The sequence below is a fragment of the Methylobacterium iners genome (assembly GCF_022179305.1).
Lineage (GTDB): Bacteria > Pseudomonadota > Alphaproteobacteria > Rhizobiales > Beijerinckiaceae > Methylobacterium > Methylobacterium iners.
This window is the reverse complement of sequence record NZ_BPQP01000084.1, coordinates 1-18543: the sequence shown is the minus strand read 5'-3', so window position 1 is coordinate 18543 and position 18543 is coordinate 1. Positions and strand designations below refer to the sequence as shown.

Here is an 18543-nt window from a genome sequence, read left to right as displayed (position 1 = left end):
CCGGCCTTGCCGCTGCCATTGTCCGGCGCCAAGGCTCGGACCCGTACCCGGGACGACATGGCGCGGCGCGGGCAGGTTGGCAATCGGGACGCAACGGCGCGGTGGGACGGAGATCCGGGATGGAGCGGGCGGGACCGAGGCTCAGCCGCACCCTGGCGCTGTGGGCCGCCCTGTCCCCGGGCCTCGGCCTCGCCCAGGAGGCCGGCCCCTTCGCCACGCCCCTGCCCCAGACCCTGCCCTCCCCCTCGGTGACGGGGCCGCAGCTTCCCGCCCCGACCCTGGAGGGCGAAGCGCCCCTCAGCCTCACCGCGACCCTCGCGGGCAGCGACCGGCCGCTGCGCTCGGGCCTCGCCTGGCGCATCTACGAGGACCGTACCGACGCGGGCCGACCCGCGATCGTCGCGCGCTCGAGCGCCGCCGATCCGAGCTTCACCCTCTCGCCCGGCTCCTACGTCGCGACCGTCACCTACGGCTTCGCCAGCGCCTCGAAGCGCATCGTGATGGCGGGCGCGCCGGTGAGCGACCAGGTCAAGGTGAGCGCCGGGGCGCTCAAGCTCTCGGGCGCCATCGGCGAGGTGCGCATTCCCGGCGCCCAGCTCGCCTTCTCGGTCTTCGTGCCGATCGGGACCAATTCGGAAGGGCGCCTCGTGCGCAGCGGCGTCAAGGCGGGCGAGCTCGTGCGCCTGCCCGAGGGCACCTACCACGTGGTCTCGACCTACGGGGAGTCGAACGCGATCCAGCGCGCCGACCTCAAGGTCGAGAACGGCAAGGTCACCGACGCGACGCTCAACCACCGGGCCGCGACCGTGACCCTTAAGCTCGTGGCCGCCCCCGGCGCCGAGGCCTTCGCCGGGACGGCCTTCAGCGTGCTGACGCCCGGCGGCGACACCATCCGCGAGGCGATCGGCGCCTTCCCGGCCGTGACGCTGGCCGAGGGCGACTACGTCCTCATCGCCCGCCACGACGGGCAGGTCTTCACCCGCGAGTTCAAGGTCGAGAGCGGGCTCGATCGGGATATCGAGGTGGTGGCGAGGGCGTCCTGAAACTCAAGGGGCGTGACGATCGTCGTCAGGATTTCACGAGCGTGGTGAAATCCGACTATTGTTCGATGCGGAAGGCCCGGATGTCCCGAACCGATGGCGGGAACCATGACAGCGCTTTCAGTGCCGTAATCGCCGCGAAGAGAACCGCCAGGTCCTCGTTCCTGCTGACGTAGAGCCTGCCTTGAATCTACGCGAAACCGTAGCGGTCGAGCGTGGCACGGATATCAGCATAGGCCTGGGCAACGCTCTTGGGGTGGTGCAATTGCGTCTCGGCCACCACGAGATCGAACGCGATGGCGAACATCAAACCTCGGTTGGGTCGTCGAGGAGGTTGCTCAGGCGGTAGTCGACCTCCTCGTTCGTCTCCAGCACCCTCACCCGCATGGCTTGATCGCCGGCGGGCAAGGTCTCGCCGATTCCGACGATTTCATAGACCGGACCGATCAGGCCAAACCGGCGCCATGTACCGATCAGGCTCTCAAGAGCAGCCTGCCTCATGACGGGATCATAGTGACTATGGGCGAAAAAGACGACCTCTGAGACCTGATCTGGTCCCACGGCTGCCTCAAGGCACCGCAGTGACCGCGTTCTGCCCGTCCAGAGTCCCTGCCTCAGTCGGCCTCGTCTGCGTCACAGCATCCGACCGACGGCGATCCGGCGACATCGCCTCGGCCACGAGCTCGGCCAGCGCCGCGTCCAGCCCTGCGCTGCGGGTCTGCTGGCTGCCCATGCGTCGGATCGAGACGGTGCGCTCCTCGCCCTCCCGGCGGCCGACGACGAGCATGACCGGCACCTTGGCCAGCGAGTGCTCGCGGACCTTGTAGTTGATCTTCTCGTTGCGCAGGTCCGCCTCGACCCGCAGGCCCGCACGATCGGCGAGCGCGACGACCTCGCGGGCGTAGGCGTCGGCGTCGCTGGTGATCGTCGCCACGACGACCTGCACGGGCGCGAGCCAGAGCGGGAAGTGGCCGGCGAAATGCTCGATCAGGATGCCGGTGAACCGCTCCATCGAGCCGCAGATGGCGCGGTGGACCATGACGGGCGCCTTCTTGCCGCTGTCGGCGTCGACGTAGAACGCGCCGAAGCGCTCGGGCAGGTTGAAGTCGACCTGCGTCGTGCCGCATTGCCAGTCGCGGCCGATGGCGTCGCGCAGGACGTACTCGAATTTCGGCCCGTAGAACGCGCCCTCCCCCGGATTGATCGCCGTGCGGATGCGCCCGCCGGACCCCTCCTCGATCTGGCTGAGCACCCGCGTCATCACCTCCTCGGCGTGGTCCCAGAGCGCGTCCGAGCCGACCCGCTTCTCGGGCCGCGTCGAGAGCTTCACGACGATCTCATCGAAGCCGAAATCGGCGTAGGTCGAGAGGATGAGATCGTTGATCTTCAGGCACTCGGCCGCGAGCTGTTCCTCCGTGCAGAAGACGTGCGCGTCGTCCTGCGTGAAGGCGCGCACCCGCATCAGGCCGTGGAGCGCGCCGGACGGCTCGTAGCGCGAGACCGCGCCGAACTCGGCCATGCGCAGCGGCAGGTCGCGGTAGGATTTCAAGCCGTGCTTGAAGATCTGGACGTGACCGGGGCAGTTCATGGGCTTGATCGCGAAGACGCGCTCGTCCTCGGTCTTCGTCACGAACATGTTCTCGCGGTACCAGTCCCAGTGCCCCGAGGTCTCCCAGAGGGCCTTGTCCAGGATCTGCGGCGCGTTCACCTCGGCGTAGTCGCCCTTCAGGCGCCGGCGCATGTAGGCGATCAGCTCCTGGAACACGGTCCAGCCCTTGGCGTGCCAGAACACGACGCCGGGGCCCTCCTCCTGGAAGTGGAAGAGGTCCATCTCCCTGCCTAAGCGCCGGTGGTCGCGGCGCTCGGCCTCCTCCAGGCGGTGGAGGTAGGCGTCGAGGTCGGCCTGGTTGGCCCAGGCGGTGCCGTAGATGCGGGTGAGCATCGGGTTGTTCGAGTCGCCCCGCCAATAGGCGCCCGCGACCTTCATCAGCTTGAAGGCTCCGCCGACCTTGCCTGTCGAGGTCATGTGCGGGCCGCGGCAGAGGTCGAACCACTCGCCCTGGCGGTAGATCTTCAGGTCCTCGCCGGGCGGGATCGCGTCCACGAGCTCGACCTTGTAGGCCTCGCCCTTCTCCGCGAAGAGCGATCGGACGTCCTCGCGCTTCCAGACCTCCTTGGTGAAGGGCGCGTCGCGCGAAATGATCTCGCGCATCTTCGCCTCGATCGCCGGGAAGTCGTCGGGCGTGAACGGCTCGGGCCGCGCGAAATCGTAGTAGAATCCGTTCTCGACCACGGGGCCGATCGTGACCTGCGTCTCCGGCCACAGCGCCTGCACGGCTTCCGCCAGCACGTGCGCGCAATCGTGGCGGATGAGCTCCAGGGCGCGGGGATCGTCGCGCCCGAGGAACTCGACGGTCGCATCGCGCGCGATCGGATCGTCGAGGTCGTTGACGGCGCCGTCGAGCGCCATGGCGACGGTGCGCTTGGCCAGCGACTTGGCGATGCCCTCGACGACGGCGCGCCCGGTCACCGCGTCGTCATAGGCGCGCGTGTTGCCGTCGGGGAAGGTCAGGATGGGCATGTCGATTCTCCTGGCTCACTCCTGCATACGAGGCAGGTAAGCGGGTGTCGGTGATGCGCTCACTGGCGCGGAGGCGCCGTTTAGACCGATTTTGCTCAGGAAGGAATCTGGGAGGCGAGCGAGGGCGGCGCCTGACTGACCGGCGGTCGCCGATCGCTGTCAGGACTTGCTGATTTCCTCGCACACGAACGGTGAGGCCGGCGCCTCGACCCCGCGCCAGCGCCCGTAGGACCAGGGCCTGTGCCAGGCGCCGCGCTCCGGCACGCGCTCCGGCACGAGGTCGATCCCGTGGGTGCCCCAGGGCCCGCAGCGGCAGATCCGGGCCAGGCCGATCCAGCCGCCCGCCCAGAGCCCGTGCCGCTGGATCGCCTCGTCGGTGTAGGCGGAGCAGCTGGGCCAGTGTCGGCACTGGCGACCGACGAGGCTCGACAGGGTGAGCTGGTAGCCCCGGATCGCGACGTGGGCGGCGCGCCGGATCATGGCATTCAGGCCGCGTCCGCCTTCGCCCCGGCCCGGTCGAGCGCGTCGACCACGGCGTCGAAGGTGAGGAGCGTCGAGGCGTGGCGGGCCTTGAAGTCGCGCACCGGTTCCAGCACGGCGAGGTCCGCCCACTTGCCGTCCGGCACCGGCCCGTTCTCCTTGAGCATCCGGCGCATCGTCTCGCGGACCTCGCGCAGCTCGGCGGCGCGGCTGCCGACGACGTGGCGCGCCATCAGGGAGGAGGAGGCCTGCCCCAGCGCGCAGGCCTTCACGTCGTGCGCGAAATCGGTGACTTGCCCTGCGCCGTCGACGCGGAGATCCACCGTCACGGTGGAGCCGCACAGCTTCGAATGGGCGGTGGCGCTGGCATCCGGCGCGTCGAGCCGTCCGAGCCGGGGGATGTCGGCGGCGAGTTCGAGGATGCGGCGGTTGTAGATGTCGTCGAGCATGAGGTCGCGTCCTGCCGGTGGCCGCTTGACCCCATGAGGGGCCTGTTGCGCGTCCGCTGCATTGCGCTACGCGGCGAGAACGACGATATAGGCGCGAACGCACCGTTTCGCGAGGAGGCGGCTCGTCGACCCGGGTCGCGCCCACGGCCACGGACGACCGCACCGTCCGGGCGCAAGGCCGATGCCTCGGCCGAGATGGTTCGACGATGTACGCCAAGCCCGACAGCAGCACGATGAAGGCCCGGGTCGCGCGGGCGGGAGATGCCATGGATGCCGCGCTCAAATCCCTGTCGTACCGCTTGAGCGAGGGAGACGACGCGGCCCGCGACGGCCTTGCCGCCATGCGCAACGACAACGCGCCGGTCGCGGCCGAGGCCACGCCCGAGATCGCGCCCCTGCCCGATTCGGCCCAGCGCGTCCCCGACGGGATCGCGTTGGGCCGCCCGAGCCGCGAGGAGGCCGAGGCCGCCGTGCGCGTGCTCCTGCGCTGGGCCGGCGACGACCCGACCCGCGAGGGCCTGATCGACACCCCGGCCCGCGTGGCCAAGGCCTACGAGCAGATCTTCTCCGGCTATCGCCAGGACGCCGAGGCGCTGCTCGAGCGGGTCTTCGAGGAGGTCGAGGGCTACTCGGACATCGTGCTCGTGCGCGACATCCCCTTCTACTCTCATTGCGAGCACCACATGGTGCCCTTCATGGGTCTCGCCCACGTCGCCTACTACCCGACCAAGGGCGTGGTCGGCCTGTCGAAGCTCGCTCGGGTCGTCGACACCTTCGCCCGCCGCCTGCAGACGCAGGAGACCATGACGGCCCAGATCGCCGACGTGATCGAGAGCATCCTGAAGCCGCGCGGCTGCGCCGTGATGGTGGAGGCCGAGCATCTCTGCATGGCCATGCGCGGCGTGCAGAAGGGCGGCGTCTCGACGATCACCACGCAGTTCCGGGGCGTGTTCAAGGACGACGCCAACGAGCAGGTCCGCTTCCTGACCCTCGTGCGCAACAAGAACTGATCCCGTCACCATGCCCGCGGCGACCGCACCCTTCGAGGCGCCGGGCTCGCGCGCCGAGACCGAGGAAGGCGAGGCCTTCACGCCGCGCTTCGACGCGAACGGGCTGATCGCCTGCATCGCCGTCGATGCGGGCGACGGGCGCGTGCTGATGCTCGCCCACATGAACGCGCAGGCCCTGGCCCGCACCCTCGAGACCGGCGAGGCCTGGTACTGGTCGCGCTCGCGCGGCGAGCTCTGGCACAAGGGCGCGACGAGCGGGCAGATCCAGCGGATCGTCGAGATCCGGGCCGATTGCGACCAGGACGCCCTGCTCCTCAGGGTCCGGGTCGGCGGCGATGGCGGCTGCTGCCACACCGGCCGGCGCGACTGCTTCTACCGGGTCGTGGCCTTCGAGCCCGCGAGCGGACGCGCACGCTTGCGGCACGCCGCCTCATGAGCTGGGACGGGTCCCCCGCCCGCGGCCCCGCCACCGACCCCCGAAGCTTCTCCGAGCGCCGGAGCTTTCCCGACGGGGCCGTGGAGCCGGTCGAGGCCCCGCGCCCGCGCGGGCCCCGGATCGGCCTCGCCTTGGGCGGCGGCTCCGCCCGGGGCTGGTCGCATATCGGCGTGATCGAGGTCCTGGAGGAGGCCGGCATCTACGCCGAGGTGGTGGCCGGCTGCTCCATCGGCGCCGTGGTCGGCGGCTGCTACGCGGCGGGCAAGCTCGACGCGCTCAAGGATTTCGCGCTGTCGCTGACCCGGCGTCGGGTGCTCGGCCTCCTCGACGTGCGGCTCGGTTCCGGCCTCATCGCCGGGGACCGCCTGCGGCAGCGGCTCGAGAACGACCTCGCGGACAGGCGGATCGACGGCCTTCCCCTACGCTTCGGCAGCGTCGCCACCGAGCTCGGCACCGGTCACGAGGTCTGGCTGACCCGCGGCCCCCTGGTCGAGGCCGTGCGGGCCTCCTACGCGCTGCCGGGCGTCTTCCCGCCGGTTCGGCTCGATTCGCGCCTCCTCATGGACGGCACCCTGGTCAATCCGGTCCCCGTCGGGCTGGCGCGCTCGCTCGGCGCCGACCTCGTGATCTGCGTCAACCTCAACTGCGATCCCCGGGTGCGGGGCACCGTGATCGAGCCGCAGGGCGAGCTCGTCGCCGAGGCGCCCGCCGAGGCCGTTGCGGTGCGGCGGCGCTGGCCGCTGCTGCGCAACGCACGGGGCGCCCGCCGGCGACGCCCGGCCCACGCCGCGCCGGGCCTTGCCCGCGTCATGCTCGACGCCTTCAACATCACGCAGGACCGGATCTCGCGCGCGCGCCTGGCGAGCGACCCGCCGGACCTGACCGTGGCGCCCCAACTCGCGGGGATGGGCCTGTTCGAGTTCCACCGTGCCGAGGAGGCGATCGCGCTCGGTCGGCAGGCGGCCAGGGCCGCGCTGCCCGAGATCCGCGCCACGCTGGCCTCGGCGGCCGCCCGCGTCTGAGGCGCCCTCAGGCCATGGTGATGTAGTCGCGCATGGCCTGGTGCTCCGCCTCGACGGCGGCGATGCGGCGCTTGACGACGTCGCCGATGGAGACGAGCCCGGCGAGCCGGCCGTCCTCGATCACGGGCACGTGCCGGAAGCGGCCGTCGGTCATGAGATGCATCACCTCCTCGACGCTGGCGCTGCGCTCGCAGGAGGTCACGGCGGTCGTCATGTGGGCGCTCACCGGCGCGTCCAGCGCCGCGGCTCCCTTGTGGGCCAGCGCCCGCATGATGTCGCGCTCGGACAGGATGCCGAGGACGGCGCCCGATCCGTCGCTCACCACGACCGCGCCGATGCTCTTCTCCGCGAGCAGGTGGACGGCCTCGTCGAGGCTGCGGCCCGGCTCGATGGTGACGACGGAGCGGCCCTTCTCGGCGAGGATGCGTGCAACAGTCATGAATCTCCCTCCCTGGGATGGACCCCGCGCGGTCTGCCCCCGAACGCGGGATCGAGGCATGCGGCCGGGTTTGTCCCGGCTCACGGCGTCAGTGTGTGACCGTCACGGGATGATGGCAAGCGCCGGCCGGTCCCGAAGGATCGGGAACATCTATCGCTTCCGGTCGATGAGCGGCAGCAGCAGGAAGCCCGCGACGAAGCCGCCGAGATGCGCGTCCCAAGCGACGGCGCTGGCCTCGGCGCCGAGCGGCAGGGCGATGATCCCGAACAGGAAGTTGGTGCCGAGCCAGACGGCTAGGAACACCACCGCCGTGCGGTTGCGCAGCAGTTCGGGGATCGTCTGGAGCGGCTGTCGGGGCGGGAGCTGCCAGGGCGGCGCGCTCGCCCGGCCGGTGGGCGGGGGCTGGAACACGAAGCGGGCGGCCGCGGCCATCAGCGCGGAGACGCCGGCCGAAGCGCCGACGAGGGGGGCCGTGCTCGACGGGTTGATGAGCACGTGCAGCGCGCCGCCGGCGATCGCACCGGCGAGCGCCAGGGCGCCGTAGCGCAGCGGCCCGCAGCGCCGCGCCACCGGCGACCCGAAGGCCGCGAGCCAGACGGTGTTGAAGATGACGTGCATCCACGAGCCGTGCAGCAGGGCGTAGCTCGCGAAGGTCCACGGCATCGCGGCGGGCTCGGCGACCACGTAGCGGGCGAAGGCCTGCCGCGCCGCCATCACGTCGGGATCGCCGCTGGCCGAGGCGGCGGCCGCCAGGATGTCGCTCGCGCGGGCCGGATCGAGCGCCACGCTCCAGCGCCCGGGGATCAGGGCGAGGTTGATGAGCAGGGTGATGTCCCAGGTATCGGGCAGCACCAGCTCGCGCAGCGCGTGGAGTCCGACGAGCACGGCGATCGAGGCCGTGACCACGCCGGGCATGTTGAAGACCGGAACGCGGCTCTGGCGGGGCAGGTCGGGGGTGGCATCCATGAGGCCACCATGTCGGGCCGCGGGCCGGCGCGGCAACCCCTTCCCATCGGCAAATGCGCGCGGCCCGCGACGCGTGTTAACCCTAACCAAAGCTTAAGGGCGCGTGTCCCGCGAGGGCGGCATAGGGTGTGCGGGACCGACGGCGATCCGCCCCTCGCCGCCGAGCGCGTCCGCAGGGGCACTCCATTCTGACCCGCCCCGAAGCGGGGCCGTGCCTAAGCGGGACACCATGAAGCATCCGACGAGCCGTCTGCTGCACGCCTACTGGGACCGCCTCCGGGGCGAGCGCGCCGCGCCCGAGCGCGGGGAGATCGAGCCCGGCGCGATCCGCAACCTGCTCGCCGACAGCCTGATCCTGGCCGTCGACGCGCCCCGCGCCCATGCGAGCGTCCGGCTCGCGGGAACGCGGGTCTGCGCCCTGTTCGGCCGCGAGCTGAAGGGCTTCGGCTTCTCCGGGATCTGGGGCGAGCCGACGGCCGATCCCTGGCGCCTCGTCGAGACCGTGGCCCTCGACACCGTCGGCATCGTCGCGGGCCTGCGCGGCGAGAACGCGCTCGGGGACGGCGTCGACCTCGAACTGCTGCTGCTGCCCTTGCGGCACCACGGCCAGCCCCATGTCCGGGTCCTCGGCGCGCTGAGCCCCCAGAGCATCCCGGGCTGGCTCGGCCTGCGCCCGCTCACCCGGCTCGACACCGTGTCCATGCGCGTGCTCGGGCCCATCGGCGACCGGGTTCCGGACGGCGCCGAGGCGATCCTGCGCGACCTGCCGGAGCCCGCCAACGACACGTTTCCGCAGCGCCGGGGGCATCTCGTCGTCCATCCCGGCGGACGCGGCTGAGGGCTTGAGGCTTTCGTAACGGACTGTGCCTTAGGGTCGGCCGGCCGAGGTGCAAGCCGAGACGTTCGACGGACATGATGGAAGCCCACGCACGTATCGAGGCGAAGCCGCTGCGCGCGACGCGGCCGTCCGAGCTGCGCCGGCACCAGCGCGTCAAGGTCGCCCTCCTCGGCCGCTACATGCTCTCGGATCGTCGGGAATATCCCTGCCAGACCGTCGACATGTCGCCTGGCGGGGTGCGCCTCACCTGTGCCGTGCTCGGCAGCCTCGAGGAGCGCATCGTGCTCTACCTCGAGCATGTCGGCCGGATCGAGGGGACGATCGCCCGCTTCACGCCCGGCGGCCTCGCCGTGCAGCTCAGCGCCACCCTGCGCAAGCGCGACAAGATCGCCTCGCAGCTCACCTGGCTCGCCAACCGCGACAGCCTCGGCCTGCCCGAGGGCCGGACCCACGAGCGCCTGACGCCGTCCCAGCCGGGCGTGACGCTCCGGCTGGAGAGCGGCCGCGAAGTCGCTGCCCGGGTGATCGACGTCTCGATGTCGGGCGTCGCCCTGACCACCGCGACGACGCCGCCGATCGGCGCGAGCATCATGGTCGGGCGCACCCCGGGCCGGGTCGTGCGCCACTTCGAGGGCGGCATCGGCGTTCAGTTCATGCTCCCGATCTCGCCGGACCGGTTCCACGAAGGGCTGACGCTCTAGTCCCGCCGCCGGCCGGGCCGCGCGCCCGGAAGGCCGCTCGGATCGCGCGCATCACGCTGATCCATCGGAAATCCGTCATCGGACCCCCGGGGAGATGTCCCGCAGGCCTGCCGGAGCTCGGCCGAGCCCTCGAGCGCCGCAGCGCTTTGCGAAGGCGCCCTCCCCGCCTCGGTTGCGCGATCCCTAACGCGCCGCCGTCATTTCGAGCGGTCCGGTGAGCATCGGATTTGGCCTGTTCGACGGGACCTCGATACCCGGCGCCATTGCGTAAAATTGCGCGTATCGGGTTCAGCGCGGCAGAGGAGCCGTGACGCCATCGTGACCCCATCGAAGAGGGGATCGCGATGGGCACGAGGACAGGACTGGCGCTTTGCATGCTCGCGATGCTGGCCACGGCCTGGCTCGGAACGTCGAGCGCCGCCCGCGCACAGACCGCCGTGGCCCTGCCGGCCGCCTCCCCCGGCGCCGCCGCGGTGGGCGAGGCCCGGCCGCTCGCGGCCTGGAGCGCCTTCTGCCAGGCCTACGCCGCCGAATGCCGGATGGATCGCGACGAGCCGGCTCGGATCACGCTGACCGCCGCCACCTGGGGCACGATCGTCTCGGTCAACCGGCGGATCAACCGCGGCGTTCGCGCGATCACGGATCTCGATCATTGGGGTCAGGCCGATCGCTGGGACCTGGCCGAGGACGGCTCGGGCGATTGCGAGGACTTCCAGCTCCTCAAGCGCAAGCTCCTCGTCGAGGCGGGCCTGCCGCGCCGGGCCATGCGGATGACCGTCGTCATCGACGAGAAGGGCGAGGGCCACGCCGTGCTCACCCTGATCACCGACCGCGGCGACCTCGTCCTCGACAACAAGACGAGCGAGGCCCTGCCCTGGCACCGCACCGGCTACGTCTTCATCAAGCGCGAATCGACGGAGGCCCTGGCCTGGGTCTCGCTGGGCGGCGTGACCTCGCCTGCCACGACGGCCAACCGCTGAGCCTCCCGCAGCGCCCGGGAGCATCGCCGCCGGGTTGCACGGATGCATCACGAAGAAAAATGGAACCGTCTCGCGGCTGGGAAGTTAACGGAGGTTTAACTTAGCGATTGAGCCCCGCCCGAACCCGTGCAAACTTTGCCACCTGCATAAGGGTGGCACGGCGGCGCACATGCGGTACGCGGTTCTCGACAGCGTCGATCGGTCGTTCGCTTCCGCTCGCGAACCACTCCTGCAACGTCTGGGCCGCGGTGCACGCTGCGCCCTCGTCGGGACGATCCTGTTCATCGGCGGCGCCACGGCGCAGGTCGGCCCCGTGGTCGCCCTGCCGGAGGCGGCGGCCGTCGAGGAGGGCTCCGGCGCGCGGCCCGTCGCCGCCTGGACCGCGATGTGCGCCCGGATGCCCGCCGAATGCGCGGTCAACGTCGCGGAGCCTGCCGCGATCACCTTGAACTCCGCCCTGTGGCGGACCTTGACCAGCGTCAACCGCCGCGTGAACGCCCGCATCCGGCCGATCACCGACGTCGCCCATTGGGGGGTCATCGACCGCTGGGAATATCCCGACGACGGCTTCGGCGATTGCGAGGATTATCAGCTCCTCAAGCGCCGCATGCTGATCGATCGTGGGATTCCGCGCCGGGCCCTGCGCATGACGGTCGTCATCGACGACATCGGCGAGGGCCACGCGGTGCTGATGGTGCGCACGACGCGCGGCGATCTCATCCTCGACAACAAGACCAACGCGATCCTGTCCGCGGCGCGGACCGGCTACACCTTCGTGAAGCGCGAGGGCCAGGACGGGCCGGCCTGGGTCTCGCTCAACGGCGGCGCCTCGCCGGTGGCCACCGCCAACCGCTGAAGCCTCGCCTCAGCCGACGATCAGGTGCGCGAGGTCGAGGGCGACCCGACCCGAGAGCAGGCTCCAGCCGCAGGCGATCATCGTCGCGATCATGACGAAGGGGATCGGGCGGCGCTCGAAGCGACGCCCGCGCACGGTGTTGCGCAGGATGATGAAGGGGGCGCTGAAGGCGAGCACCGGCAGGACCGCCACCGCCGCCACGCCGCCCCGGTCGAGCAGGCTGAAGCTCGCCCGGCGCTCCGTCAGGAACTCGAAGGCGCTGGCGAACAGCCCCGCCAGGGCGAGGCCGACGCAGAGGGCCTGGATCGATTCGATCGCGGTCGGGCTGATGGACATGACGCGTAACGCTCACCGTTGACGAGGGTGGCGCCCATCCTGCCCCAGGGTTTACGAAGTGTTAAGGATTAGTCGCGGTTAGGGTAAACCCGCCCACAGGGCTTTGCCGCCTAGTCCTCGAGATCGATGTCGAGGATCGCCATGGCGAAGTTGAAGGACCGGTCGCCGTCCTCGTCGTCGACGGAGACGACGCCCAGAAACTCCTCGCCGATATAGACCTCCGCCGAATCGTCCTTCTTGGGGCGGGGGACGAGGCGGATGTTGGTGTTGGCGAAGGTGCGGCGCAGATAGTCCTGCACTTTCGCGATGTCGGTCTTGTTCACGCTCTCGCCTCTCGCGTTGCGGTGACAATCCCTGGCCCCAGTGCCTTGCGGCCTCGGGCCCGGTTCGGCCCCCGCTTGCCACGCCCATCCCGGAGGGGCAAGCACGACCGGCGCTCCAACGCGCGACGAACGAGGCGGCTTTCGCCCCACGCGACGCGCCGTGAGCATGCGGGCCGCGGACGCCCCTGCGGCGCGCCGAGGCCGCGCTGACGATGCCTCCGCGTCATTCAAATGTGTGCAATACAAACGTGCGAGGCTGGAAATCGACGGCTAATATTCGGGCGGTCTGGTTAATATTCGTGGATTGCGGTTCTGATTTCCTGAGCATACAACAGTCCCCGCGTCGCCACATCGAAGTGATCGCGACGCCAAGCAGCCAATGGAGGCTCAGATGCGCGTCGTCACCGCGTTTGCAGCAGCGTTCGGTCTTGCGTCCACGGCGTTCGTGATCACGATGCTCACGAAACCGCCCGTCTCAGAAGCGCGTGCGATCTCGACGATCGACACCTATGCGCTCACCCTCTCCTCGCCGGTTTCGACTGGCGAGGCCTACGCGTCGCATTGAGGCGGGATCGGCAACGATCCCCAGCACGATCGCCCGGTCGCGGGCCCGCGCTCCATCAGGCCGGACGACCGCCCTGGCAGAGGGGGTCGGCCGTCCGGCCGAACGCGCCGGGGCCCGCCCAGTCCCGGTTCAGATCCCTTCGGCGACGTGGATGAACTCGTCCATGCTTACGAGCTGGTCCATCGCGCGGGCGGGCTCGGCGCAGCCGGCGGTGCCGACGACGCGCGCGGGCACGCCGACCACGGTCGTGTTGGCCGGCACGGGACGCAGCACCACGGAGCCGGCCGCGACGCGGGCGCAGGCGCCGACCTCGATGTTGCCCAGGATCTTGGCGCCCGCCCCGATCATCACGCCGCGGCGGATCTTCGGGTGGCGGTCGCTGCCCTGCTTGCCGGTGCCGCCGAGCGTCACCGCGTGCAGCATCGAGACGTCGTCCTCGATGACCGCCGTGGAGCCGACGACGAGCCCGGTGGCATGGTCGAGGAAGATGCCCCGGCCGATCCGCGCGGCGGGGTGGATGTCGGTCTGGAAGACCTCCGACGAGCGGCTCTGCAAGTAGAGCGCGAGGTCGCGCCGCTCATGCGTCCAGTACCAATGCGCCAGGCGATGCGCCTGGATGGCGTGGAAGCCCTTGAAGTAGAGCACCGGCTCGATGGCGCGGGAGGCCGCCGGGTCGCGGTCCAGCACCGCGACGATGTCGGCGCGGAAGCCCTGGCCGATGCGGGGATCGTCGGCGATCGCCTCGCCGAACCCGTGCGCGACGAGCTCGCTCGGCAGGGAGGGATGGCCGAGCCGCGCCGCGACGCGGTGGGCGACGGCGCCCTCCAGCGTCGGATGGTTGAGGATCGTCGCCACGATGAAGGAGGCGAGCTGCGGCTCCTGGCGGATCACCGCCTCGGCCTCGGCGCGCAGGCGCGACCAGACCGGGTCGAGGGTGGCGGGCGCGTCGTCCTTGAGGAACGGCGCCGGGGAAAGGCTTGCGGACATGGGCTCCTCCGCCTGAGGCCGGATGCGTGCGAGGGGATCCGGTCTACGCGGTTATCGCGACGCCGGAAACCGAACGGTCCCGCTTGCGCCGCAGCACGTCCCCTAGCTTGTGCCTTCCCGCCCGTCGATCAAGGGGCGCCCTCAGGCGCCGGGTTTGCGCGTTGCGGTGGCGAAGCGCGCCTCGATCACCGCGGCGAGCCGATCGACCATCACGTCGACGGACACGTCGGAGGTGTCGACCACGGCCGACGCCCGGGCATAGAGCGGCTCCCGGCTGAGCAGCACCGCCCGCAGCTCCTGCATGGCCGAGGCGTGGTCGCCCGTCATCCGGAGCTCGCCCTGGTCGCGGACCCGCTGCATGTGCTCCTCGGGCCGCGCCCGCAGCCAGACCGTGAAGAAGGCCTGCAGCAGGAGGTCGTAGGTCAGCGGCTCGGCGACGATGCCGCCGCTCGTGGCGAGCAGGATGGGGCCGGGATGCTCGATCAGGCGCCGCAGGGCCCCCTGTTCGAGGCGCCGGTAGCCCTCCTGCCCGTAGATGGCGAAGATCTCCTTCACCGAGAGCGCGTTCTCGCGCTCGATCTCGGCGTTGAGCTCCACGAAGGTCCAGCCGAGGCGGTCGGCGACGCGCCGCCCCAGGGTCGACTTGCCGGCACCGCGCAGGCCGACCACCGCGACGCGGGGGCGCGGCGCCCCGCCGTCCGGCCCGGCGCTGCCCGAGAGGATGCCCTTGGCGAGCGCGACCTGTTCCGGCGAGGCGCCGCCGAGGAGGTCGCGCACCACCTGCCAGTCCGGCGGCGTGTCCTCGGCCGCGATGAGGTCGTCGAGGCGCACGCCCATGGCGTTGGCGACGCGGCGCAGCAGGATGATCGAGACGTTGCCCTGCCCGCTCTCCAGCTGGGCGATGTAGCGCTCGGACAGGCCGGAGGTCTGAGAGAGCACCTTGCGCGACAGGCCGCGCAGCGTCCGGGCGTTGCGCACGCGCCGGCCGAGCTCCGCCAGGAAGAGCGATTCTTGTTCCACCGCGCCGGTCATGGCGTCGTCCGTGTTCCCTGTCGGCCAGCAGGGCCGAGTGCCTGCGGCAGTCTTCCTATAAGAACGGAGCGGCTACGTCTTCATGATGAATGATGACGGAACGATAATGCCGTCTTCTGTGGATAGACTTCCCTGATCCGCGCAGCGTCAGGAACTGTTGTTCCTAAACGCGTGCGAAACGAACAGTGCGAATAATGTGCCGGTGTTCTGAGCGGGAGACCTCTGCGGCGCCGCGCCGCTCCACCCGCCCGCAGGGCGTCGCCGGCGAGGGGCGGCGACGGGAGCGTGGGCCCCGCCGGGCCTCGTGATCGCAGCGCCTACTGGCCCGCCGGGAGCGCGGAGGCTTCGAGCACGGTCGGCGCGGTGGCGCGCTTCGCGACCGCAGGCCGCCCGAAGGCAGCGAGCTGCACGGCCGAGGGCCGGCGCGGGGGCAGCGGCACCTCGACGGCCTCGGGGATCGGGGGCTCCGCCGACGCGACGGCGGCCACCGGGGCAGGACCCTGGGTCGAAGCGGGCTGGGGCGAGGCGGCGGTCGCCGCATCCGCGACGGCGGTGGGCTCGCCACCGAGCGAGGTCGGCCGCCGCGGCGGCAGCGGCACCTCGACGAGCTGCGTGAGGGCCGGATCGGCCACGGAGCTCGGCGCGTAGGCGAGCGCGGTGTTGGCGGCCGTGACGTTCGGGTCGGACACGGCGGGGCGCAGGCCGAACAGGCCGCCGAAGGCGGCGCTCGACGTCGCCGCGGCCGCCGGCGCCGGCGCGAAATCGGCGACCTCGGTGGTCACGCCCCGGCGCTTGGCCGCGTAGTAATAGCCGCGGCTGTAATAGGAGTAGGCCTGGATGAGATCGCCCTTGGCCGTGCGGTAGGCCCCGGCGAGGTAGGCGATGCCGTAGCGCAGGTTCGTCTGCACGTCGTAGAGGCCGGCGGCGTCGCCCTTGTAGCCCATGCCGCGCGCGGTCGCGTGCTTGATCTGCATGAGGCCGAGCGCCGAGCCGCCCTTGGCGTTCGGGTTGTAGTTGCTCTCGCGCTTCACGACCTGGTGGACGAAATGCGTGGGCAGGCCGTTGGCCTTGGCGTGCTCCTCGATCAGCGCGTTGATGTTGTCGCGGGCGGCGGCGCCCTGAGCCAGGACTGGGGCCGGCAGGATCGCCGCGGCGACGGCGAGGAGCAGGAAGCGCTGGTTCATGCGAGGACCCGAATAAGGCTTGTTCCGGTCCCTTCGATCCGGGCGAAATGAGGCCGGAAAGCGGCTCGATCGGGTTCGTCGGGAGGCAGCGCGGCCGTTTCCCGCTGTGCTGTGGCGCACATGGCACAGCCACGCCGGGGACCGCGGAAACGGTCGCGAAACCTCTTCTCAGGGCTCGGACGCCGAGAGGCTCGCCGCGATGCGGTCCGCCAGCGTGTCGGGCGGCGCCTCGATCCCGACGACGAGCGCGCGCTCGGCCGGGCCGGGTGGTTCGAGGATCGCGAACTGGCTGTCGAGGAGCGCGCCGGGCATGAAGTGGCCCTGCCGTCCCGCCAGGCGCCCCGCGATGAGGGTGCGGTCGCCCTCGAGATAGACGATCCGGACCGCGGGGCGGCCGCGGGTCAGCACCTCGCGATAGGCCCGCTTCAGGGCGGAGCAGACCAGCACGCCGGATTCGCCGTCGCGCAGCCGAGCGTCGATCCAGGCCGCGAGCGCGGCCAGCCAGGGGGCGCGGTCCGCGTCCTCGAGCGGAAGGCCCGCCTGCATCCTGGCGATGTTGCCGGGCGTGTGGAACGCATCGCCGTCGGCGAAGACCCAGCCGAGGCGCTCGGCGACGAGCGCGGCGACGGTGCTCTTGCCGGAGCCCGAGACGCCCATCACGACGGCCACGCGGGGCGGTGAATGCGGTGCGGTCGCTGGCATCGGGCTCCCGGGCGAAGGAGTCAGGCGGTCGGATGGACCGGGGCCAGGACCCGCTCGCGCAGGCGCTGCGGCCCGAGCGTCATCGCGAAGAAATCGTAGTCGCCCCGGACCTCGTTGGCGACCAGGAACTGGAAGTGCATCCGGAACGGGCGCCGACGGACCTTCATGTAGGTCTCCGTGGTCATGACCTCGCGGAACTTGGCCGAGCGCAGCAGCGGGTTCGTCACCGGCGCGCCTTCGAGATCGAGGCCGAGGTGACGGACGGGATTGAAGCCGGGAAAGTTCATCCAGTCCTGCGGCGCCTGATACTCGGCCCAGACGAGGCGCGGCGAGGCGACCAGCCGCTTGATCTCCTCGCGCACCCGGACCGCCCGGGGCTGAAGGGCGACCAGCGGCATTCCGGAGCCCAGCGTCAGGAGGGAAAGGTTCGGAGCGGCGCGGCCGAGGTCGGGATCGCGGGCGAGGACGCGCGCGGTCACCTCGACGGCGGTCAGCGCCCCCGTCGAGTGGCCGAGCACCATGATCTCGTCGAGCCGGGTCCCCTCGGCGGCGAAGCCGGCGAGCCGCGCGAGGATGTGGTCGGCGAAGCGGTCGAGGCGCGCCTCGTAATCGGGCCGCCAGCCCTGGCCGTGCTGCCAGTTGAAGACCCAGTCGTTCAGGAGCTGCCAGAAGAAGGCGCGGTTCAGCAGCGCCTCGAGCGCCGCGACCATGCCGAGGCCCGCCAGGATCCCGGCCGGGATCGAGGCCCAGGGCGGCCATCCCAGGCTCGAGTCGAGGCCGGCCTGGACCAGGGCGCCGACGAGGCTCGCGCCGAGGCACAGGAGGATGACCATGACGAAGGGGTAGAGGATGACGTTCCCGTACTTCCAGTTGAGCCGGTAGAACCGGACCATGAGGCCGTTGGCGATGGTCTGCAGGGTGCCGGCGACGAGGAGGAGGACGCTGATCACCCGCCAGCGGGCGAAGTCCCGCGCCACGAGATCGTCCCAGAGCAGCACGTCGTAGCTGGTCTCCGCCCCTTGCGTCTCGGGCAGGGCGGCGACGCTCCAGCTCTGGACGAGCCCGTCGGGGCTCGTCACCGCGCGGGAGATCTGGCGCTTTGGCTCCGCGAAGCGCTTCGCGTAGCGGGTCAGCTCGCGCACGAACAGCATGCGGTAGCGGCTGCCCGCCCCCGGATCGTAGCCGGGAACGTAGAAGACGTGACGCCGGCGGACGGGCCCTGGAACCGCTTCCGGCAGGGCGGGCGGCGTGTAGCTCAGCGTGGAGGACATGGGTCGGAAACGCCGCCGAACGGAACAGGGAAGCCACGGCCGTGGAATCCACGCCACCGGGAAACAATCCGGCAAAACAAGGCGGTTAGCGATGCGCGGCGCCTCTTGCAACCACATCGGACCGGACGCCTCGACCCGCGGGATTCCCGTTTCGCCGATGTGCGCAGCGGGGACAGCGTCGCCCTCGGGCGTGGTCCCCGTCCGACTGTGACCCCCCCGCCACGGACATGGCGGGGCCTATGGTCTAGGCAGCAGGCTGGCGAAACCGACAGGTTGTCCTGGATGCACGCGCTCCCCCTCCTCCTGTGCACCGCCCTCGCGGTGTCCGGTTGTTCGACGTATTTG

22 protein-coding genes are annotated in these 18543 nt (G+C 70.9%); 9 read left to right on the top strand and 13 right to left on the bottom strand.

Going from position 1 to position 18543, the window contains the following annotated elements; all coding sequences use genetic code 11:
* The first annotated feature begins 119 nt into the window (after positions 1-119).
* Positions 120-1043: an RgsD C-terminal domain-containing protein gene (locus tag MFF55_RS22335; protein ID WP_238246319.1), complete on the top strand. Its 924-nt coding sequence runs from the start codon at positions 120-122 to the stop codon at positions 1041-1043.
* Between the two features lie 303 nt (positions 1044-1346).
* Here MFF55_RS22335 and MFF55_RS22325 read toward each other — a convergent pair whose 3' ends face one another.
* The 4 genes from MFF55_RS22325 to MFF55_RS22310 form a co-directional block, all read right to left on the bottom strand.
* Positions 1347-1541 carry a DUF5397 family protein gene (locus MFF55_RS22325; protein ID WP_238246318.1) on the bottom strand — a complete coding sequence of 65 codons (195 nt, stop codon included), beginning with the start codon at positions 1539-1541 and terminating at the stop codon, positions 1347-1349.
* A 67-nt stretch (positions 1542-1608) separates the two neighbouring features.
* Complete coding sequence (thrS, locus tag MFF55_RS22320) at positions 1609-3621, bottom strand: threonine--tRNA ligase (RefSeq protein ID WP_238246317.1); 2013 nt, start codon at positions 3619-3621, stop codon at positions 1609-1611.
* 159 nt (positions 3622-3780) lie between these two features.
* The gene (gene yidD / locus MFF55_RS22315; protein ID WP_238246316.1) at positions 3781-4101 is read right to left on the bottom strand and encodes a membrane protein insertion efficiency factor YidD; all 321 of its coding nucleotides are present in this window, start codon (positions 4099-4101) and stop codon (positions 3781-3783) included.
* A gap of 5 nt (positions 4102-4106) precedes the next feature.
* Positions 4107-4550 carry an iron-sulfur cluster assembly scaffold protein gene (locus MFF55_RS22310; RefSeq protein WP_238246315.1) on the bottom strand — a complete coding sequence of 148 codons (444 nt, stop codon included), beginning with the start codon at positions 4548-4550 and terminating at the stop codon, positions 4107-4109.
* A 266-nt stretch (positions 4551-4816) separates the two neighbouring features.
* Between MFF55_RS22310 and folE the strand changes: the two genes are divergently transcribed.
* From folE to MFF55_RS22295, 3 genes are read left to right on the top strand one after another with little or no spacing between them, the layout of a single operon-like run.
* Positions 4817-5560 (top strand): GTP cyclohydrolase I FolE, encoded by a 744-nt coding sequence (folE, locus tag MFF55_RS22305; protein ID WP_507763052.1) that lies wholly within the window; start codon positions 4817-4819, stop codon positions 5558-5560.
* Positions 5561-5570: 10 nt separating this feature from the next.
* Positions 5571-5996 (top strand): phosphoribosyl-AMP cyclohydrolase, encoded by a 426-nt coding sequence (gene hisI, locus MFF55_RS22300; RefSeq protein WP_238246313.1) that lies wholly within the window; start codon positions 5571-5573, stop codon positions 5994-5996.
* Positions 5993-7018: a patatin-like phospholipase family protein gene (locus MFF55_RS22295; protein WP_238246312.1), complete on the top strand. Its 1026-nt coding sequence runs from the start codon at positions 5993-5995 to the stop codon at positions 7016-7018. The genes hisI and MFF55_RS22295 overlap by 4 nt, the downstream gene beginning before the upstream one ends.
* 7 nt (positions 7019-7025) lie before the next feature.
* Here the strand turns inward: MFF55_RS22295 and MFF55_RS22290 are convergent, their stop codons facing one another.
* Complete coding sequence (locus tag MFF55_RS22290) at positions 7026-7457, bottom strand: CBS domain-containing protein (RefSeq protein WP_238246311.1); 432 nt, start codon at positions 7455-7457, stop codon at positions 7026-7028.
* A gap of 150 nt (positions 7458-7607) precedes the next feature.
* A complete protein-coding gene (locus tag MFF55_RS22285; RefSeq protein ID WP_238246310.1) occupies positions 7608-8423 on the bottom strand; it encodes a rhomboid family intramembrane serine protease in 816 nt (271 codons plus the stop codon).
* 229 nt (positions 8424-8652) lie between these two features.
* Between MFF55_RS22285 and MFF55_RS22280 the strand changes: the two genes are divergently transcribed.
* The 4 genes from MFF55_RS22280 to MFF55_RS22265 all read left to right on the top strand — a co-directional run bounded on the left by MFF55_RS22280 (position 8653) and on the right by MFF55_RS22265 (position 11798).
* A complete protein-coding gene (locus tag MFF55_RS22280; protein WP_238246309.1) occupies positions 8653-9261 on the top strand; it encodes a PAS domain-containing protein in 609 nt (202 codons plus the stop codon).
* A gap of 74 nt (positions 9262-9335) precedes the next feature.
* Positions 9336-9962 carry a PilZ domain-containing protein gene (locus MFF55_RS22275; protein ID WP_238246308.1) on the top strand — a complete coding sequence of 209 codons (627 nt, stop codon included), beginning with the start codon at positions 9336-9338 and terminating at the stop codon, positions 9960-9962.
* A 374-nt stretch (positions 9963-10336) separates the two neighbouring features.
* Positions 10337-10942, top strand: coding sequence for a transglutaminase-like cysteine peptidase (locus MFF55_RS22270; protein ID WP_238246307.1), 606 nt, complete (start codon positions 10337-10339; stop codon positions 10940-10942).
* 169 nt (positions 10943-11111) lie between these two features.
* Positions 11112-11798 carry a transglutaminase-like cysteine peptidase gene (locus tag MFF55_RS22265; protein ID WP_238246306.1) on the top strand — a complete coding sequence of 229 codons (687 nt, stop codon included), beginning with the start codon at positions 11112-11114 and terminating at the stop codon, positions 11796-11798.
* Between the two features lie 9 nt (positions 11799-11807).
* On the opposite strand, the gene MFF55_RS22260 is transcribed toward MFF55_RS22265, so the two are convergent.
* Together MFF55_RS22260 and MFF55_RS22255 are read right to left on the bottom strand one after the other, a co-directional pair.
* The gene (locus MFF55_RS22260) at positions 11808-12134 is read right to left on the bottom strand and encodes a DUF6949 family protein (protein ID WP_238246305.1); all 327 of its coding nucleotides are present in this window, start codon (positions 12132-12134) and stop codon (positions 11808-11810) included.
* Positions 12135-12244: 110 nt separating this feature from the next.
* Positions 12245-12457, bottom strand: a complete 213-nt coding sequence (locus MFF55_RS22255; protein WP_238246304.1) for a DUF3126 family protein — start codon at positions 12455-12457, stop codon at positions 12245-12247.
* Between the two features lie 391 nt (positions 12458-12848).
* On the opposite strand from MFF55_RS22255, the gene MFF55_RS22250 reads away from it, so the two are divergent.
* Entirely contained in the window at positions 12849-13022 is a 174-nt protein-coding gene (locus tag MFF55_RS22250) for a hypothetical protein (RefSeq protein ID WP_238246303.1), read from the top strand.
* A gap of 129 nt (positions 13023-13151) precedes the next feature.
* Here MFF55_RS22250 and cysE read toward each other — a convergent pair whose 3' ends face one another.
* The 5 genes from cysE to MFF55_RS22225 form a co-directional block, all read right to left on the bottom strand.
* On the bottom strand, positions 13152-14009 hold the full coding sequence (cysE, locus tag MFF55_RS22245; RefSeq protein WP_238246302.1) for a serine O-acetyltransferase: 858 nt from the start codon (positions 14007-14009) through the stop codon (positions 13152-13154).
* Between the two features lie 141 nt (positions 14010-14150).
* Positions 14151-15041 (bottom strand): helix-turn-helix transcriptional regulator, encoded by an 891-nt coding sequence (locus MFF55_RS22240; RefSeq protein ID WP_238246301.1) that lies wholly within the window; start codon positions 15039-15041, stop codon positions 14151-14153.
* A 317-nt stretch (positions 15042-15358) separates the two neighbouring features.
* Positions 15359-16225 (bottom strand): transglycosylase SLT domain-containing protein, encoded by an 867-nt coding sequence (locus MFF55_RS22235; RefSeq protein ID WP_238246300.1) that lies wholly within the window; start codon positions 16223-16225, stop codon positions 15359-15361.
* Positions 16226-16393: 168 nt separating this feature from the next.
* Positions 16394-16927 (bottom strand): gluconokinase, encoded by a 534-nt coding sequence (locus MFF55_RS22230; protein WP_238246299.1) that lies wholly within the window; start codon positions 16925-16927, stop codon positions 16394-16396.
* 20 nt (positions 16928-16947) lie between these two features.
* A complete protein-coding gene (locus MFF55_RS22225; RefSeq protein ID WP_238246298.1) occupies positions 16948-18198 on the bottom strand; it encodes an alpha/beta hydrolase in 1251 nt (416 codons plus the stop codon).
* Positions 18199-18543 lie beyond the last annotated feature (345 nt).

What these genes read in the sequence shown, in the direction of transcription:
- MFF55_RS22335 (WP_238246319.1), top strand. Translation starts at nt 120, where the DNA reads ATGGAGCGGGCGGGACCGAGGCTCAGCCGCACCCTGGCGCTGTGGGCC.
- MFF55_RS22325 (WP_238246318.1), bottom strand. Translation starts at nt 1,541, where the DNA reads ATGAGGCAGGCTGCTCTTGAGAGCCTGATCGGTACATGGCGCCGGTTT.
- thrS (WP_238246317.1), bottom strand. Translation starts at nt 3,621, where the DNA reads ATGCCCATCCTGACCTTCCCCGACGGCAACACGCGCGCCTATGACGAC.
- yidD (WP_238246316.1), bottom strand. Translation starts at nt 4,101, where the DNA reads ATGATCCGGCGCGCCGCCCACGTCGCGATCCGGGGCTACCAGCTCACC.
- MFF55_RS22310 (WP_238246315.1), bottom strand. Translation starts at nt 4,550, where the DNA reads ATGCTCGACGACATCTACAACCGCCGCATCCTCGAACTCGCCGCCGAC.
- folE (WP_507763052.1), top strand. Translation starts at nt 4,817, where the DNA reads ATGGATGCCGCGCTCAAATCCCTGTCGTACCGCTTGAGCGAGGGAGAC.
- hisI (WP_238246313.1), top strand. Translation starts at nt 5,571, where the DNA reads ATGCCCGCGGCGACCGCACCCTTCGAGGCGCCGGGCTCGCGCGCCGAG.
- MFF55_RS22295 (WP_238246312.1), top strand. Translation starts at nt 5,993, where the DNA reads ATGAGCTGGGACGGGTCCCCCGCCCGCGGCCCCGCCACCGACCCCCGA.
- MFF55_RS22290 (WP_238246311.1), bottom strand. Translation starts at nt 7,457, where the DNA reads ATGACTGTTGCACGCATCCTCGCCGAGAAGGGCCGCTCCGTCGTCACC.
- MFF55_RS22285 (WP_238246310.1), bottom strand. Translation starts at nt 8,423, where the DNA reads ATGGATGCCACCCCCGACCTGCCCCGCCAGAGCCGCGTTCCGGTCTTC.
- MFF55_RS22280 (WP_238246309.1), top strand. Translation starts at nt 8,653, where the DNA reads ATGAAGCATCCGACGAGCCGTCTGCTGCACGCCTACTGGGACCGCCTC.
- MFF55_RS22275 (WP_238246308.1), top strand. Translation starts at nt 9,336, where the DNA reads ATGATGGAAGCCCACGCACGTATCGAGGCGAAGCCGCTGCGCGCGACG.
- MFF55_RS22270 (WP_238246307.1), top strand. Translation starts at nt 10,337, where the DNA reads ATGCTCGCGATGCTGGCCACGGCCTGGCTCGGAACGTCGAGCGCCGCC.
- MFF55_RS22265 (WP_238246306.1), top strand. Translation starts at nt 11,112, where the DNA reads ATGCGGTACGCGGTTCTCGACAGCGTCGATCGGTCGTTCGCTTCCGCT.
- MFF55_RS22260 (WP_238246305.1), bottom strand. Translation starts at nt 12,134, where the DNA reads ATGTCCATCAGCCCGACCGCGATCGAATCGATCCAGGCCCTCTGCGTC.
- MFF55_RS22250 (WP_238246303.1), top strand. Translation starts at nt 12,849, where the DNA reads ATGCGCGTCGTCACCGCGTTTGCAGCAGCGTTCGGTCTTGCGTCCACG.
- cysE (WP_238246302.1), bottom strand. Translation starts at nt 14,009, where the DNA reads ATGTCCGCAAGCCTTTCCCCGGCGCCGTTCCTCAAGGACGACGCGCCC.
- MFF55_RS22240 (WP_238246301.1), bottom strand. Translation starts at nt 15,041, where the DNA reads ATGACCGGCGCGGTGGAACAAGAATCGCTCTTCCTGGCGGAGCTCGGC.
- MFF55_RS22235 (WP_238246300.1), bottom strand. Translation starts at nt 16,225, where the DNA reads ATGAACCAGCGCTTCCTGCTCCTCGCCGTCGCCGCGGCGATCCTGCCG.
- MFF55_RS22230 (WP_238246299.1), bottom strand. Translation starts at nt 16,927, where the DNA reads ATGCCAGCGACCGCACCGCATTCACCGCCCCGCGTGGCCGTCGTGATG.
- MFF55_RS22225 (WP_238246298.1), bottom strand. Translation starts at nt 18,198, where the DNA reads ATGTCCTCCACGCTGAGCTACACGCCGCCCGCCCTGCCGGAAGCGGTT.